General features: G+C 39.5%; 12 protein-coding genes. 8 read left to right on the top strand and 4 right to left on the bottom strand.

Annotation, left to right across the window (positions count from 1 at the left end; genetic code table 11):
- Positions 1–41 precede the first annotated feature (41 nt).
- The 4 genes from Q2T41_RS13850 to Q2T41_RS13865 all read left to right on the top strand — a co-directional run bounded on the left by Q2T41_RS13850 (position 42) and on the right by Q2T41_RS13865 (position 4,496).
- Positions 42–584: a hypothetical protein gene (locus Q2T41_RS13850; RefSeq protein ID WP_144804883.1), complete on the top strand. Its 543-nt coding sequence runs from the start codon at positions 42–44 to the stop codon at positions 582–584.
- A gap of 108 nt (positions 585–692) precedes the next feature.
- Entirely contained in the window at positions 693–2,492 is a 1,800-nt protein-coding gene (typA, locus tag Q2T41_RS13855; RefSeq protein ID WP_304437451.1) for a translational GTPase TypA, read from the top strand.
- A gap of 281 nt (positions 2,493–2,773) precedes the next feature.
- Entirely contained in the window at positions 2,774–3,562 is a 789-nt protein-coding gene (locus tag Q2T41_RS13860; protein WP_304436552.1) for an SDR family NAD(P)-dependent oxidoreductase, read from the top strand.
- 34 nt (positions 3,563–3,596) lie between these two features.
- Positions 3,597–4,496, top strand: a complete 900-nt coding sequence (locus Q2T41_RS13865) for a DUF6503 family protein (protein WP_304436553.1) — start codon at positions 3,597–3,599, stop codon at positions 4,494–4,496.
- Positions 4,497–4,560: 64 nt separating this feature from the next.
- Here Q2T41_RS13865 and ppgK read toward each other — a convergent pair whose 3' ends face one another.
- Positions 4,561–5,301, bottom strand: coding sequence for a polyphosphate--glucose phosphotransferase (gene ppgK / locus Q2T41_RS13870; protein WP_089259542.1), 741 nt, complete (start codon positions 5,299–5,301; stop codon positions 4,561–4,563).
- 134 nt (positions 5,302–5,435) lie between these two features.
- The gene (locus Q2T41_RS13875; protein ID WP_304436554.1) at positions 5,436–5,744 is read right to left on the bottom strand and encodes a hypothetical protein; all 309 of its coding nucleotides are present in this window, start codon (positions 5,742–5,744) and stop codon (positions 5,436–5,438) included.
- Between the two features lie 254 nt (positions 5,745–5,998).
- On the opposite strand from Q2T41_RS13875, the gene Q2T41_RS13880 reads away from it, so the two are divergent.
- Positions 5,999–8,926, top strand: coding sequence for a PEP/pyruvate-binding domain-containing protein (locus Q2T41_RS13880; protein ID WP_304436555.1), 2,928 nt, complete (start codon positions 5,999–6,001; stop codon positions 8,924–8,926).
- Positions 8,926–10,188 carry a serine hydrolase gene (locus Q2T41_RS13885; RefSeq protein WP_304436556.1) on the top strand — a complete coding sequence of 421 codons (1,263 nt, stop codon included), beginning with the start codon at positions 8,926–8,928 and terminating at the stop codon, positions 10,186–10,188. The genes Q2T41_RS13880 and Q2T41_RS13885 overlap by 1 nt, the downstream gene beginning before the upstream one ends.
- Positions 10,189–10,310: 122 nt before the next feature.
- Here Q2T41_RS13885 and Q2T41_RS13890 read toward each other — a convergent pair whose 3' ends face one another.
- Positions 10,311–11,657, bottom strand: a complete 1,347-nt coding sequence (locus Q2T41_RS13890; RefSeq protein ID WP_304436557.1) for a Gfo/Idh/MocA family protein — start codon at positions 11,655–11,657, stop codon at positions 10,311–10,313.
- A 29-nt stretch (positions 11,658–11,686) separates the two neighbouring features.
- Complete coding sequence (locus Q2T41_RS13895; RefSeq protein ID WP_304436558.1) at positions 11,687–12,661, bottom strand: formylglycine-generating enzyme family protein; 975 nt, start codon at positions 12,659–12,661, stop codon at positions 11,687–11,689.
- 364 nt (positions 12,662–13,025) lie between these two features.
- On the opposite strand from Q2T41_RS13895, the gene Q2T41_RS13900 reads away from it, so the two are divergent.
- Both Q2T41_RS13900 and Q2T41_RS13905 read left to right on the top strand, forming a co-directional pair.
- Complete coding sequence (locus Q2T41_RS13900; RefSeq protein ID WP_304436559.1) at positions 13,026–15,653, top strand: MGH1-like glycoside hydrolase domain-containing protein; 2,628 nt, start codon at positions 13,026–13,028, stop codon at positions 15,651–15,653.
- A 78-nt stretch (positions 15,654–15,731) separates the two neighbouring features.
- Entirely contained in the window at positions 15,732–16,544 is an 813-nt protein-coding gene (locus Q2T41_RS13905; protein WP_304436560.1) for a helix-turn-helix domain-containing protein, read from the top strand.
- Positions 16,545–16,547: the final 3 nt, after the last annotated feature.

Below are 16,547 nucleotides of genomic sequence, written 5' to 3' on the forward strand. Positions count from 1 at the left end.
AATTATTGTTATATGTCCACATAAATTAACCGATCCAACCAATGAAACAACTTTTCTTTTTACCCGTACTGTTATTGTCAATTTTTTATGCCAACGCCCAAACCAATAGATTGGTAGAAGAAGGCATTTTCAAGGTAAATGCCTTATTGCCAGGAGCATCCTATGAAGTAGGGGTAGGCAATAAATCTACCATAAACATGGAAGCAATTATAGGGTTTGCCCTAAGGGGTGCAACCAATACGGAGACCCAATTTGGAATTTATCCGGGTTTTGCGGCAGATTTTAGAAACTATATCAATTTTGAAAGACGTTTGCGAAAAAGAAAGAATATATCCGGTAATTCTGGTAATTACATATCTTTTTTGAACCAATTCCAGTTTGGAACCCCATTGATCGGGAATTTGGAATATGCTTCTGATTACTATTACAATGCAGCATTGGTATATGGTTTACAGCGTACGTATAAAAAAGGGTTCTATTTTAGTTTGGCCTTTGGCCCGGGTATTTTTATCAATGAATTTGACAAGGTTACGGGTATTTTGGTAGACGCCCGATTGGGCTGGGTCATAGGTGGTAGAAAATAACTACAATCTATTGATAGAACCTGCTCAAAATCAATAAGATAAAAATAACATAAGATTAAGTGTAGCTATTAAAATTTGAAGTATCTTTGCACGCTTAAAATAGACCTTATGTCCACTACAAAGAATATTGCGATCATTGCGCACGTTGACCACGGTAAGACCACCTTGGTAGACAAAATAATGTACCACTGTAGCTTGTTTCGTGAAAACGAGAACACAGGTGATTTAATTTTGGATAATAACGATTTGGAAAGAGAACGTGGTATTACCATTACTTCCAAGAACGTTTCCGTTATTTATAAGGATACTAAAATAAATATAATCGATACTCCCGGTCACGCCGATTTTGGTGGTGAGGTTGAGCGTGTATTGAATATGGCAGATGGGGTATTGTTATTGGTAGATGCTTTTGAGGGACCCATGCCACAAACGCGTTTTGTACTGCAAAAAGCAATTGACCTAGGTTTAAAGCCTTGCTTGGTAATCAATAAGGTAGATAAGGAAAACTGTACTCCAGAGGAGGTTCATGAAAAGGTGTTCGACCTTATGTTTGAACTTGGTGCGGAAGAATGGCAGTTAGACTTTCCTACAGTCTACGGTTCTGCAAAGAACAATTGGATGAGCGAGGATTGGAAAAATCAAACTGAAAACATAGAACCTTTATTGGATATGGTCATTGAGCATATCCCAACTTTTGAGCCTAAGGAAGGTAATACACAAATGTTGATTACCTCGTTGGATTTCTCTTCATTTACCGGTAGAATCGCTATTGGTAGGTTACAAAGAGGAACATTGAAAGAAGGTCAACCTATTTCCTTAGTAAAAAGAGATGGTAGTATCGTTAAATCAAAAATTAAGGAACTATACGTATTTGAAGGTTTAGGACGTAAAAAAGTACAAGAAGTAGAAACTGGTGATATCTGTGCCTTGGTTGGGGTTGAAGGTTTTGAAATTGGTGACACCGTTGCCGATTTGGAAAATCCGGAAGCATTGAAAACTATCGCAATAGATGAGCCAACAATGAGTATGCTTTTTACCATTAACGATAGTCCGTTCTTTGGACAGGATGGTAAATTTGTGACTTCTAGACATATTAAAGATCGTTTGGCCAAGGAATTGGAGAAAAACTTGGCATTACGTGTCAACGAAACCGATAGTGCGGATAAATTCCTGGTTTTTGGCCGTGGGGTTTTGCACCTTTCCGTGTTAATAGAAACTATGCGTCGTGAAGGTTATGAATTGCAGATCGGACAACCACAGGTAATTATCAAGGAAATAGATGGTGTTAAATGTGAGCCTATTGAGCATTTGACCATTGACTTACCAGAAGAAGTTTCCGGTAGAGCAGTAGAGATGGTATCCATCCGTAAAGGGGAAATGACTAAAATGGAGGCAAAAGGTGACCGTATGTTGTGTGAATTTGAAATTCCATCTCGTGGTATCATCGGCCTACGTAACCAATTATTGACCGCAACGGCTGGTGAAGCCATTATGGCACACCGTTTCTTGGAGTATCAACCTATGAAAGGAGAAATTCCACAACGCCAGAACGGTTCTTTGGTTTCCATGGAAAAAGGGAAAGCTATTCCTTACTCCATAGATAAATTGCAAGACCGTGGTAAGTTCTTCGTAGATCCGGGTGAGGATATTTATGAAGGCCAGGTAATTGGTGAAAACTCTCGTGGAGATGATATGACCGTGAACATTACCAAGACCAAAAAGTTATCCAACGTGCGTTCTTCTGGGGCAGATGATAAGGCCAAGATTGTTCCTGCAATTAAATTCTCACTGGAAGAAGCATTGGAATACATCCAAAAAGATGAGTATGTAGAAGTAACGCCAAAGTTCTTACGTCTACGTAAAATTTATTTAACAGAGAATGAGCGTAAACGTAACAAGATTGCGTAACGCGTCTCTTTTAAAATAAAGGATATTTTACAAATAAATTGAAGCCACCTGAACGGGTGGCTTTTTTATGCACTATAAACATAAGTATTTATCTTGAATATCCCCATTTACAACGGCTAAGGTATAGGCCATAATAACTGTTTGATCAAGAAAAACGCAAAAAATTAAGATAGATTTTCTTACTTTCCTAATAATCCGTGCATCCTTCAAATTTCTTCGCTTCTACACGGAAATTTATCTAATTTAAAGTGAAAATTAAACTCAACTCAAACTAAGGAATTATGCAACTAGAAGGTAAAAATGTACTTATTACCGGTGGTACACGGGGTATCGGTAAAAGTATGGTACGTGAACTCGTAAACGGAGGGGTTAGTAAAATAGCGGTAATTGCCCGTGACAGGGATAATCTTAAGCAGTTGTCCCAAGAATTTGAAGACGTAAAGTTTTTGAAGATTGCCGGTGATGTGGCCAATATAGAGGTATTACGGGAAACTGCCGCGCGTATTGAAGATAAATGGGGCCATTTGGATATCCTGATCAATAATGCGGGAATTGTTTCTGCAGGACCATTGGAAGACATACCTGACGAGGACATTTATGATCAGGTGGCTATAAACTATACCTCCATACTTTTACTCACCAAATATTGTATTCCCTTATTAAAATCTGCGGAGGAAGCCGCTATTTTGAATATTTCTTCCGGATTGGGGTTAATTGGAATGCCCTTTTATTCGGTTTATGCAAGCACCAAGGCCGCAGTGCGTCAATTTTCAGACGCTATGAGGCGGGAACTTGCGCCATTCAATATTAGTGTTACCTGTTCTTTTCCTACGGCTACGAATACAGATATGATGCAAAAGTTCAAGGATCGTGAGATGGATTCTCCGGAGCTTGTGGCCAAGCGTTCCCTGGAAGGAATGTTAAATAAAGAGATCCAAGTAATTTTTGGAGGAGAGGAGCGACTGAAAGAAAATCGCTTGAATTTTGAGGACCCGGCTGCGCTTGACGAGGTCGTGGCACAGAATTACGAGCAAAGAAAAACAGCCAGTTTAGATCATAAAGCCGTGTAATCTTAATTGGTAACTAATCTACCGGCACCCAACTATGAAAATAAGTTACCCAATAATGCTATTTGCAGTATGTTCCTTTTTTGTTTCTTGTAAGGAAACAACGAAGCCAAATACAGAAGAACCCAAAACTGAAGTCCAGAAAGAAAAAACTATTTCAATTCCTAAGGCATGGGTATCCGCTAGGGTGGCCAAAGCAAAGCAGCAATTGGCTACAACAGAAGCCGGTAAGGTAATTTGGAACGCTATGGAGGCACATGGCGGTTTGGATACTTGGTATGCCAACGGACCCATTTCATTCCGTTTTAATTATCAACCCCAGGACGGTAAGACCGTTAGGGATAGTTACCAAACTGTGGATACATGGAGTAACCGTGCGGTACATACCAGCACAACGGATTCTACGGCACGTTTTGGGTGGACAGGTGAAAAGGCTTGGGTAAAGGCCAAGGATAGCACCGCCTTTGCCTATGACACCAAATTCTGGGCTTTGACGCCATTGTACTTTATAGGTCATCCTTTTATTCTGAATGGGGAAGGGGTAAATCTTGAACTATTGAAACCAGAGACTTTTAAAGGCGTGGAATATCATGTGGTCAAGGTGACTTTTGATGCGGGAATCGGTGATGCGCCAGATGATTATTATATCTTATATATAGGTAAGGATTCCAATAAGGTGGCCGTTATGAGGTACATTGTTTCTTATCCTGAATATTTTAAGGACGGTGGTCACGCCCCTGAAAAATTTACGGAATTTATTGGCGAACAAGAAGTGGACGGAATAATTTTACCGGGTGGGTTTAAAACCTATTGGACCACGGAAGTAGGCAAACCAGGTACGTACATCACAAAAATTGATTTCTCTGATGTTTCCTTTGAGTCTGATTTACCCATCAATTTTTTTGATGTGCCTGTAGATGCCAAGATCTTAAATTAAAAAAGCGGCCCATAAAAAAAATCCCAAAGATAGCTTTGGGATTTTTTTATGGGTTTATGATACATTATACTTTATGCAAGGCGGCAACGGCAGCGCCAATAATTCCTGCATGGTTTTGTAATTTGGCGGGAATTACCTTGGTCTCTATTTTGATCTGCGATTTAAATTGGTCAAAATCCTTGGACGCCCCACCTCCCAAAATAATAAGGTCAGGGGAAACAATCAATTCAACGTACTCTAAAAAAGTGTTGAATCTCTTGCCCCATTTTTTATAGGAAAGTCCTTCTTTGTCCTTGGCGGAACCAGCTGCCCATTTTTCTATTTTCTCATATTTTTTATAGGGAATCTGTCCCAATTCAAAATTAGGGATTAATCTACCGTCCAGAAAAGCACCGCTTCCCAGTCCTGTACCTATAGTGATCATGATGACCAAGCCTTTTTTGTTCTTTCCGGTACCATAGTTCATGGTGGCATAACCTGCGGCATCGGCATCGTTGAGTACGGTAAAATCCAATCCGGTTTTCTTTTCCAAAACTTTTTCCACGTTTACGCCCAACCAGCTAGGGTCTAGATTGCCAGTTGCCTTGCAGACCCCGTTTTTGATGATGGTAGGGAAGCCGCAACCAACTTTTCCTTTATGGTCAAAGTGCGTAACAATTTCCGCAATAACATCGGTCATTGCTTCGGGGGTTCTGGGTTTTGGCGTAGGAATTCGATAGCGTTCAGAAATCATTTTTCCTGTTTTTGCATCTACCAATGCGCCTTTAATTCCTGATCCTCCTACATCAATACCTAGTAAAGTCATCTTAAAATTTGTTATTGAAATACAAAGAAACGAAAAAGATTCGGCTCTTTGAAGTTGCTTTTTTAATGCGATTATAGTATGGCCCCGTTAACACATGGGCATAAAAAAAAGGACCTTAGGTCCTTTTAATTAAATTATTGAGGCATCATCAGCGTCACGATCGTACTTACCTGAATCTCCTCGTCATCTTCGTCCATTTCGGTATCTACCGTAAACGTTAGGATAAACTGTTTGCCAACATACATAGGATCGGTAAGATCATATTTTTGGCTTGCTTCTTTTGAAATGTTGCTGAACTCAACCCTATACCCTTCATTATCCGTGAATACGTACATTTCATCCTCATAGCCAACAAAAGTTGCGTCCATTTTTTCGGCATCTTGGCTATATGCACTGGTTAAGGAAGTTAAGGTTAAAAACAGTACCGTTAAAAGTGATTTCATTTTTTTATACGTTTAGTTATTGATTTTTTTGTTGATTTTCACACCGTTTTTATAAGGTTGAAATGTCGATACAAATGAAATCTAAATATTTGAATAACGATTTTTTTTATCATTTTATTATGAATCTTTTTTCTAAGGCTTAAAGAACTGTATTTCAGTACGCTATTATTGTTATTGTTGCAAATAATTTTATGAATACGAGCCCAAATAGTATTTTTTGATACTACCTTTGGTGTCGAAACAAAAACCAACATTTGAAAAAGATTTTTTTACTTCGCTTTTATCTACTACTGTTTGCCATCTGCTTGGTGAATGTCCATTCTGTTTATGCTCAATCTGCAATTAACCCTAATAGGATAAATGAGATGGTAGCACGGTTTAAAAATGATGTACGCGGTCCATATAAGGATATACGTTGGTTTTGTGCGGACGGCAGCATAAGGCAGCCCAAAGATCCGTGTCCTGAACCTATTGGCCCCGGCCAACAACATGCCCGTTATAAGGATGAAGTGGTTTCCTTAGGGAAAAGCAACCATATTTTTTTAGGGCAGATCTTGGCATATACCACAAATGAGGAACTGTTGGATGTGACCCATAACCATTCGCGACTAAAACAATACCAGTTAGATAGATACCTGCGGTTGATAGATAACGGTTGGATAAATCAAAAAGGTCAGTATTATAGAGGGGCGCTACAAGTAGAGGATGAGGAAGCACGCGGAATCTCTTTTTACAAATGGCTATTGGTCAAGGAAGAACTTCTTGAACGGGAATTTTATTTTATACGGCAAACCTTAAAGGATGTACCGCATAATGGCGATGATAATATAGCGCAACAAATGCGGAGTGAATCCAAAGTTGTTTCAGACCAATACACGCCATTTATGGATTTACGCACCAAAATTCATAGCCAGCCAGAAGTTTCGGATATCCAAAAAGTGATTGAATTTAAAAATAAGCATCAACAGGTATTGACCGTAGACCTTACCAAGAAAATAAATGCGCTGGTAGTAACCATGCAGACTTTTTTTAAACCGTTAGATATACAGGCCTTGCTTGATAGTTCCAACTTGGTACAGGGCACCGCGCTTGGTGATAAGGTACTTGCATTTTCAAAAGGACTTGATGTCAATAAAACGCCGTCTTATTTGGTAAACGAAACAGCACAACTTCTTTTTGAGATAAGGGAAGGGCTCTTGTTGGAAAAACGGCCTTTAGCAAGATTGCAATTGCTGGATATTTCCTTAAAGCTAGAAGAGCTTTTGTTCAAGAATGCATCTTTGTGGGAACCAACTACCGTTGCCGGGCAACTTGAAAAAATATGTGCCCTGACCACGGCCTCCGTTGGAGCTGGCTATCTTGAACTTTGGGAATGGGAACAGATTTCAGGCGCCTTGAGCCAATATGGACAGGAAAAATTGAGTTTGGCAGAATTGACCACCATATTGGAAACTGCTAGGGCGGCTGTGGAATGGAGTGCCGCTATGGTCAAGGCAAACTATCAGGATATCATTGATGTATATACCACATTTGAACCTAAGGCGTATGCCTTTATAGATGATCGTATAAGGGGTTCCATAGCGCTACATTTGGGTGAAAGTGTGGGAGAATTGGGAAATTTCATCGCCAAAGAGTCTGCACTGACCAATAAGGTAATGGATATTGCCAACCAAAGTACGTTCAGGGGACTAAACCCCGGCTATGCATTTGGGGAACTGGTGGTAGTGGACGGTTCATCTGAGGACATTGAAGTTTCTTCCGATAAAATATATATTTTCCAGCGTTCCCCGTCAGACTTAAAACCAGTGGCGGGTATTGCCACCGTGGCTGAGGGGAATATGGTTTCTCACGTACAATTATTGGCCAGAAACCTTGGAATACCAAATGCCGCCCTTTCTGATGGCAATCTTCAAAGTTTAAAAAAATATGATGGGGATAGGGTATTCTATGCCGTATCCAATAAAGGAAATGTTATCCTTAAGCCCGAAAGTGAAATGACCGCGGAAGAGCGCGCGCTTTTTGTGAAAAAAGAACGTAATACCGATAAAATAGAAGTACCTATAGAAAAAATACAATTAAAAAATACAGAAGTCTTGAATATGCGTAATGTAGATGCCAGTGACTCTGGTGCATTGTGTGGACCTAAAGCGGCCAATTTAGGGCAGTTAAAGAAAATGTTTCCCGATCAAGTGGTAGAAGGATTGGTAATTCCGTTTGGAATTTTCAGGGACCATATGGACCAACGGATGCCTGGACAGAGTGTTTCCTATTGGGAGTTTTTAAATGCAATGTTCGCCGAAGCTGAACGCATGAGAAACACTGCAGTACCAGAGCCAGAGGTAGAGAATTACCAATTGCTCCAATTGGAGACTTTGCGCAATGCTATTAAGCAAATGCCGTTAAAGGAGGATTTTATGGTCCAATTGGACAAATCCTTTAAACAGGTGCTGGGTGCCGATTTTGGAGACATCCCCGTGTTTTTGCGCAGTGATACGAACATGGAGGATTTAAAGGAATTTACGGGTGCCGGCTTAAATCTTACATTGTTCAATGTATTGGACAAGCAAAAGATCTTAAATGGTATTAAAGAGGTGTGGGCATCACCCTATACGGAGCGTAGTTTTAAATGGCGTCAAAAATATCTGTTGAACCCAGAGAACGTTTTTCCTTCCATATTGGTCATACCCAGTGTGGATGTGGATTATTCCGGAGTTTTGATAACCAAAGGAATTAATTCCGGAAATGAAGAGGACCTTACCATAGCTTTTAGTAGGGGCGCGGGCGGTGCCGTAGATGGTCAATCTGCGGAAACGTATACCGTTTATGCCAATGAAGGTTATAGGTTGCTGGCACCGGCACGGGAACCCTTGTACAATACGTTGCCCATAACAGGGGGTACCGCGAAAAAGGTGGCTACCTTTCAGACAAGGGTCGTCAATGAAATAAATATAAGGGAAATAAAAAATTTGGCCAAAACGATCCGTATGGCCTTAGCGGATGAGACCAATTCCGATTATGATGGGGCGTATGATGTTGAACTCGGATTTAAGGATGATAAGTTATGGTTGTTTCAAATACGTCCTTTTGTAGAAAATAAAAAAGCATTAAGTTCAGGGTATCTGGAATCCATTACCCCCAAAATAAATACCGGTAAAGAAATTCCCTTAAGCACAAAATTATAATGAAAAAAGTATTAATAGTATTGGTAGTCGTCTTAACGGCTTCTGCATTTGCACCTTATACATATTATCCAATAGACGGTTACGAACGTACAGGTATCAAACGCTTAAAACGCTTAGAACTGATTAAGAGTGGTGAAATTAAGGACGCCACGACATTACCTAACGGAGCCTTAAAATCATACAGCGAGATTCAACTGAATCTCCTGGATAGAAAGGAAGATAGCGCTATGGCATTGATGCAGATTGATGCAGATTTTCAGAAAGAAATCATTGCACTGTTCCGTGGTTTGGACAAGAGTTATTCGTTGACCGTTTTAGATATATCCGATTCTCAACAAATCCGCTATGCGGAACGCAACGAAACTGCAGGATATCAACCAGGTAGCGTAGGTAAATTGGCCGTTCTTAACGGACTTTTTACTCAGTTGGCCAAAATATATCCGGATTCATTTGAATTGAGAACCGAACTTTTAAAGAATAAATCGGTTAAAGCGGGTGTATGGGGATTAACGGATGAACATACCATTCCTATCTATAATATTGAAAAAAACACATTGGTTAAACGCCAAGTTATTGCCAGTGATGTTTTTACGCTTTATGAATGGGCGGATCATATGTTGTCCGTTAGTAATAACGGTGCTGCAAGCATTGTCTGGAGAGAAGTATTGTTGATGGCCGCTTTTGGTGAACAATATCCTGATTTAACACAAGAAGAAGCTGATACTTATTTTAAGGAAACCCCTAAGAAGGAACTGACGGATTTAGGAAACGATGTGGTTAATTTACCCTTACGAGATTTAGGCATTACTGCAGATGAATGGCGTTTAGGGAGCTTTTTTACACGTGGGGCAAACACCTATGTCGGTGATAAAGGGGGCAGTATAGGATCACCACAAGGGTTGATGAAATTTTTGGTACAGTTAGAGCAAGGAAAGGTTGTGGATGAAGTGTCTAGTTTGGAAATGAAACGGTTAATGTACATGACCGATAGAAGAATACGTTATGCACAAGCACCTGCCTTAAAGGAAGCTGCGGTGTACTTTAAATCAGGTTCACTTTACAAATGTGATCGTAGCAAAGGAGAGGCATGTGGAAAATACATGGGTAACGTTACCAATTATATGAATTCCGTTATTATAGTGGAGCATCCTAATAATTGCAGGTATATGGTGGTGCTAATGACCAATGTTTTGCGTAAAAATTCTGCTAGTGACCATATGTATTTGGCCGGAAATATTGATAAGATTATTCAAAAAGGGTAATAGTTCTATCTTTAAAAAAGGCGTTTTTATGGAATATAATCCTTTAATTAAGTCTTAGTAGTGGAACATTATTTTAATCGATGTTTCCACTATAAGACTTTTAATACATAACGCTTTCTTATCTAACTCAATACATCCGTAACACCCGGAGTAGGTATGGGGTAATTGCCATCAGCATTTGGTACACTTGGTGGCATAGCGTCCCAAGTAAGCTCATTGGGCATAATTTGTTTTTGTGATGCCATGGCATCTTCCCATGTAATTACTTTTCCAGAATAGGTTGCCATACGGCCCATAATAGCGGTCAAAGTACTTTTTGCTCCATTTTCCGTATCGCTGATGACCTCCTTGTTTCGGATAGAAGCGAATAATCGGTCGTGCTCTACTTGATAAGGATTTGGGTCGTTTCTATTGCGGTAGTCGAACATTTTTTCTCCATTTAAACCTACAATGGTTGCGGCACCGGCATCTCTCATTTCAATACTGCCTTTTGTGCCTTGAAAATTCTCGCCGACTTTGGACCATGTACCTGGTTGGTGACGACATTGACTGGCTATTACAGCTCCGCTGGGGTAGGTGAATTCAACGAAATGATGATCAAATATTTCACCATGGTCCTTTCCTGTCCGTACCAATCTACCTCCCATTCCTTGGGCAGAAATTGGGTATTCACCAATAAACCAGTTTGCTACATCTATATTATGGATGTGTTGTTCTAAAATATGGTCACCGCACAACCAATTAAAGTAATACCAGTTCCGCATTTGATATTCCAGTTCCGATTGGCCTTCTTGCCGGGGTCTTACCCAAACCCCGGCACTGTTCCAATACACTTGCCCAGAAACTATTTTGCCCACCTCACCTTGCTTAATCTTTTCGGCTATGGCCAGATAATTATTCTGGTAATGGCGCTGTAGGCCAACAACAACGTTTAATTTTTTATCCTTGGCAATCTTGGCTACTTCCAATACTTTACGGATGCCGGGAGCATCTACTGCGCAAGGTTTTTCCATGAATACATGCTTTCCAGCGTTTATGGCATATTCAAAATGATAGGGCCTAAAACCCGGTGGAGTAGCAAGAATTATGACATCGGCTTGGTCTATGGCCTTTTTATAGGCATCAAAACCTACAAATTTATGGGCATCCTTTACGTTCACTTTATTTGTGCTCTCAAATTCTTTCTGTAGGTTACCCAAACTTTTATCCAATTGGTCTTGAAAAGCATCGGCCATGGCCACTAATTCTATATTGTCATCGGCCTTTAATGCTTGGTTGGCGGCTCCAGTACCGCGCCCTCCACAACCTATTACGGCCAATTTTAATTTTTTATCATTAAATACATTTGCCATTACAGGGATATCTAATCCTGGTAATAATAATCCGGCGCCTGCAAGTGCGGTGTTTTTGCAAAATCCTCGTCTTGAATTTTCGGTACGTTTTGTGTTGTCATTTTTTGAGTTGATCATGATTTTTTTGGTTTTAGGTTTGGTAGGGGCTATTCACCCCAATATTTATGTATCTCGTTTTCATTGGGTATGTTAGGGTCCCTTACGACCCTAAAGCCCACAAAGGGTGCATCTGTATTCCACCATTTACTTTTTGGAAATTGTGGGTCCCTCATTTTCCAATTTTCCGTAGACCCTAACCGTGCTGCACTTCGTATGTATTCGGCATCATCATAATATGAACCACCACGTACCGTATTAGGATATGAAGTAGCCAACTGTTCCCTAGGAGATTGGGTATGTGCCACCCTTTTTGAATACGCCTCTGGTACATAGTGGTCCAAGGTCCACTCTGCAACATTTCCGTGCATATCGTACAATCCCCAAGCATTGGGTAATTTTTGTCCTACAGGATGATAAGTATCGTTGCTATTTTCATAATACCAGGCATAATCTTTTAATGAATTGGGGTCATCACCAAAATAATAGGCCGTACGGGTTCCGGCACGGGCACTATATTCCCACTCCGCTTCAGTAGGTAATCTATAAAAATGACCGGTTTTGGCAGATAGCCATTTACAGAATTGTGATGCGGCATAATGCGTTACGTTACCCACGGGTAAACCCTTTCCCGTCCCCATACCTAAGCTCATATCTACATAAGGAACGGTGGCCCCGGCAATGGCGTCCATGGCCAATTTCAAGTCATTAGCCTTATTATTTTGCACGACAGAATCAATGGTTCTGTTAACGAACAGATTATAGATTTCCCAGGTTATTTCGTACTTTGATATGTAGAATGCGGATAAGCTTACTTCATGTACAGGACCTTCATCCTTACTTCTATTATGTTCTAATGCCGGACTTCCCATTAAAAAATTCCCTGCAGGTATACCGGTCATTTCCAACTGTAATTGAGAGCCGTCTATGGGTTGAACATAATCACTTAATCTATCGCCCTGTGCGTTTAAAGTATTGAACCCTACAATAAAAAGCAGGCTTAAGAGCTGGTTGGTATTTTTCATCCTTAAATATATGATTTTTTAAATCATGAAACTGTTAATGGTTTATGGCTGTCCGAGCCCAGCAATTTTCTTAATAATGGTCTATGTATGTTTGGTATATCTAAGAATTAAAGCTGTGCTTCAAGTTCATAAGAATTATTGATTTTATTTTTTAAAGTTGATGATTTTTAGCACATTTTTTGACGATTAGGCAATACTGTTCAAATGCGGGTGTAGTTTGACATTTAATTGGAGCTACATGTAGTATTTTTGTTTCTATTTTTTAAGATTATCATAAATTGTCCAACTTTTTAAGATTCTATATCGTAAGTGGTTATGGAGTCTAGATTGGAATTTTTAATAGTTAGTAATACATATATATCATATGGCCTATAAAAATGCAGAAGAGGAACGGTTAGCCGTAGAAGATAATTATAAGAACTGGAAAAGATGGGGGCCTTACCTTGCTGAAAGGCAATGGGGTACCGTAAGGGAGGATTATAGCGTTAATGGAAATGCGTGGGATTTTGTAACACATGACAAGGCGCGTAGCAATGCTTACAGGTGGGGAGAAGAAGGAATTGGCGGTTATTGTGATTCTAGGGAAATTCTATGTTTGGCACCTGCATTCTGGAACGGTAAGGACCCAATATTAAAAGAACGCTTATTTGGTTTGACCAATAATGAAGGTAATCATGGGGAAGATGTAAAAGAGCTTTATTTTCACCAGGTATCTACCCCCACACATTCGTACTCCAAGTATTTATATAAATACCCGCACAAAAAATTTCCATATGTAGAGTTGTTAAAGAAAAACAGGGAACGTGGTAGGGAAGACGCAGAATATGAAATTTTGGATACCAAAGCGTTTGCCAATAACACCTATTTTGATTGTTATATAGAATATGCCAAAGCAGATGTTGGGGATATTTTAATGAAGGTAACCGTGGTAAACAGGGGGCCAAGAGCGGCAAGTATTCATGTATTGCCCCATCTTTGGTTTAGGAATTTTTGGAAGCATAATGACCGTTTTGAACGTCCGGAGATGAAGTCAATTTCTGGTACGGCCGTACAATCCAGAAGTACCAGAAATGGCAGGTATTATTTTTATCATGAGAACGGTAAGCAACTGTTCTGTGAGAATGAGACCAATAATGAGCGCATTTACAGTGTTCCCAATGAGGTGGATTATGTAAAGGACGGTATTAATAACCATGTGGTAAATGGTAAGGCTACCGTTAACCCCAATAATAAAGGGTCTAAATTTGCGGTATGGCACGAGTTAAAATTAAGATCTGGGGAAGAAAAATCAATTAAGGTTCGTTTGAGCAAAAAGAAAAATGACGATCCATTTGGTGATTTTGATGCGATATTTACAAAAAGAATAACCGAGTGCGAAGAATTTTATGCCGATATTCTTAAAAAAGAACTGCCGGCGGATCAGCAAGAAATTGCCAAGAAGGCATTTTCCGGATTATTATGGACCAAACAATTCTACTATTATGATGTATTCAAGTGGTTATTTGGCGGTGCCGGTGAGGCTAAACCTTACCGTACGGATACACGAAACAGCAGCTGGGAACATCTCACGAACAGACATGTAATTTCAATGCCCGATAAGTGGGAGTATCCTTGGTATGCGGCATGGGACCTTGCCTTTCATATGGCCTCTTTTGTAGAGATAGACCCATATTTTGCCAAAGAGCAATTATTGTTGGTATTGCGTGAGAACTACATGCATCCTAATGGACAGATCCCTGCTTATGAGTGGAATTTTAGTGATGTAAATCCACCTGTTCATTCTTGGGCGGTATGGACGGTTTATGATAAGGATAAAAAGCGTACCGGTAAAGGAGATACGTTATTCTTGGAAAAAGCCTATCAAAAACTATTGGTCAACTTTACCTGGTGGGTAAACCAAAAGGATAAAAGTGGAACCAATCTTTTTGAAGGCGGATTTCTTGGACTGGACAATATTGGAGTGTTTGATCGCAACCATATGCCAGACGGTATAACCCGTATGCAACAGGCAGACGCTACTAGCTGGATGGCCATGTTCACCCTTAACATGTTAAGAATGACGTTGGAGCTGGCCAAGACCAACCCTATCTATGAAGATAGTGTGGCCAAATTCTTCAAGCATTTCTTGAATATAGCATGGGCAATGCACCATATAGGCAAGAAAGATATTTCATTATGGGATGATGAGGATAATTTTTATTACGATGTCGTAGAAATGTCCAACGGTACAACAGATCGGTTAAAAGTTAGGTCTTTGGTAGGGATTATACCACTGTTTGCTGTAGAAATCATCCATAAAGATTTATTTGAAGAACTCAAACATTTTAAAGTTAGGGCGGCAGAAATTGTAAGGACTAGACCAGATTTGGCTTCCCTGGTATCCAATATTGAAGAATATAACCAGGACGGAAATTACCTGTTCTCCATCATGCGTGGCTTTAGACTGGAAAAGCTTTTGTATAGAATGTTGGATGAAAATGAATTTTTATCAGAATTTGGTATTCGCTCGTTGTCCAAGTATCATGAAAAGCATCCGTATGTTTTTCAACATAATGGACATCACCAAATTCAATATGAGTCAGGGGAAAGCCGTTCCAACATGTTTGGAGGTAATTCCAATTGGCGTGGTCCTATTTGGTTACCTTTAAATTATATGATCGTACAATCATTAAGAAAGTATTATTCGTTCTATGGTGAGCAATATGTTTACGAATTTCCAACAGGTTCCGGTGTAAAGATGAACTTGAATGAAATAGCGAACGAAATCTCCAAAAGATTGATCAAGTTATTTCAGCGCAATGCGGATGGAAAGTTCCAATACCATTCTGATGACCGCCAGCATCTATTCACAAAAAATGAACATTTTAAAAACCAGCATTTTTTCTATGAGTTTTTTGATGGAGATTCCGGTAAAGGTTTGGGAGCATCGCACCAAACGGGGTGGACAGCTTTAATTGCTAATTTGATTATGGAATTGGAGGAGAATTCTTAAGTTTTTTTAAAATTTAAATGTTGTATCTTAGGTACATCGGGCAATTAACGGCCAGTACAATTAACCAACATTTTATTGATGGAAAACGATACCATAACCATATCGAAAATAGTCAAAAATGTTTCCCAAAAATATAACGAAGGCTATTATACCGTCTGCTGGGTCAAAGATGAGATCAAGGGACTGGAAATTGATGGGGTCCTTTATCCTAACATGTCCAATTCCATATTCTTTTTGGACAAAAAAGTAAATTGGAAACTGTATATCAAAGATGGCAATTCTAATTCGGGCTATATCCTTAACCTGGCGGATGAGGTGCTATCCCACCCGTTACTTAGTAAACTGCATATTAGTCAGATAAGGATGTTCAATACCAGTACGGTACCCTTACTTAAATTAAGTCCGGGAATTGAAAAACGAACTCAGGCCATCTTGGAAATGATAGATGAGCTCTTGGGTTCACATCTAAATAATAAGGAAGATGCATTGATATCACTTTTAAATACCTTTTTCGTTTATTGTGATGGGCAATGTAATATAAAGACGATTGTAGATAAAAACCATACCAAGGCCAATATTGTATATGCTTTTAAACAAATGGTGGATCAACATTTGGCAAAATCGCACGAGGTATCTTTTTATGCTTCCTTATTGAACATTTCCACCAGATACTTAAATGAGTGCGTTCAGGAAGTTTTGAACGTAAGTTCCAAGAATATCATAATTGAACAATTATTGATCCGTTCCAGACATGCCTTAAAATTCACGAATAAAACCATTAAGGAAATTGGATATGAACTGGGTTTTTCTACACCGGATTATTTTAGTTATTTCTTTAAAACCCAAACAGGAGTTAGTCCATCTGAACTAAGAAAGAGCGTTACTTCCTAAATT

It is taken from the genome of Maribacter confluentis (assembly GCF_030505015.1).
Taxonomy (GTDB): domain Bacteria; phylum Bacteroidota; class Bacteroidia; order Flavobacteriales; family Flavobacteriaceae; genus Maribacter; species Maribacter sedimenticola.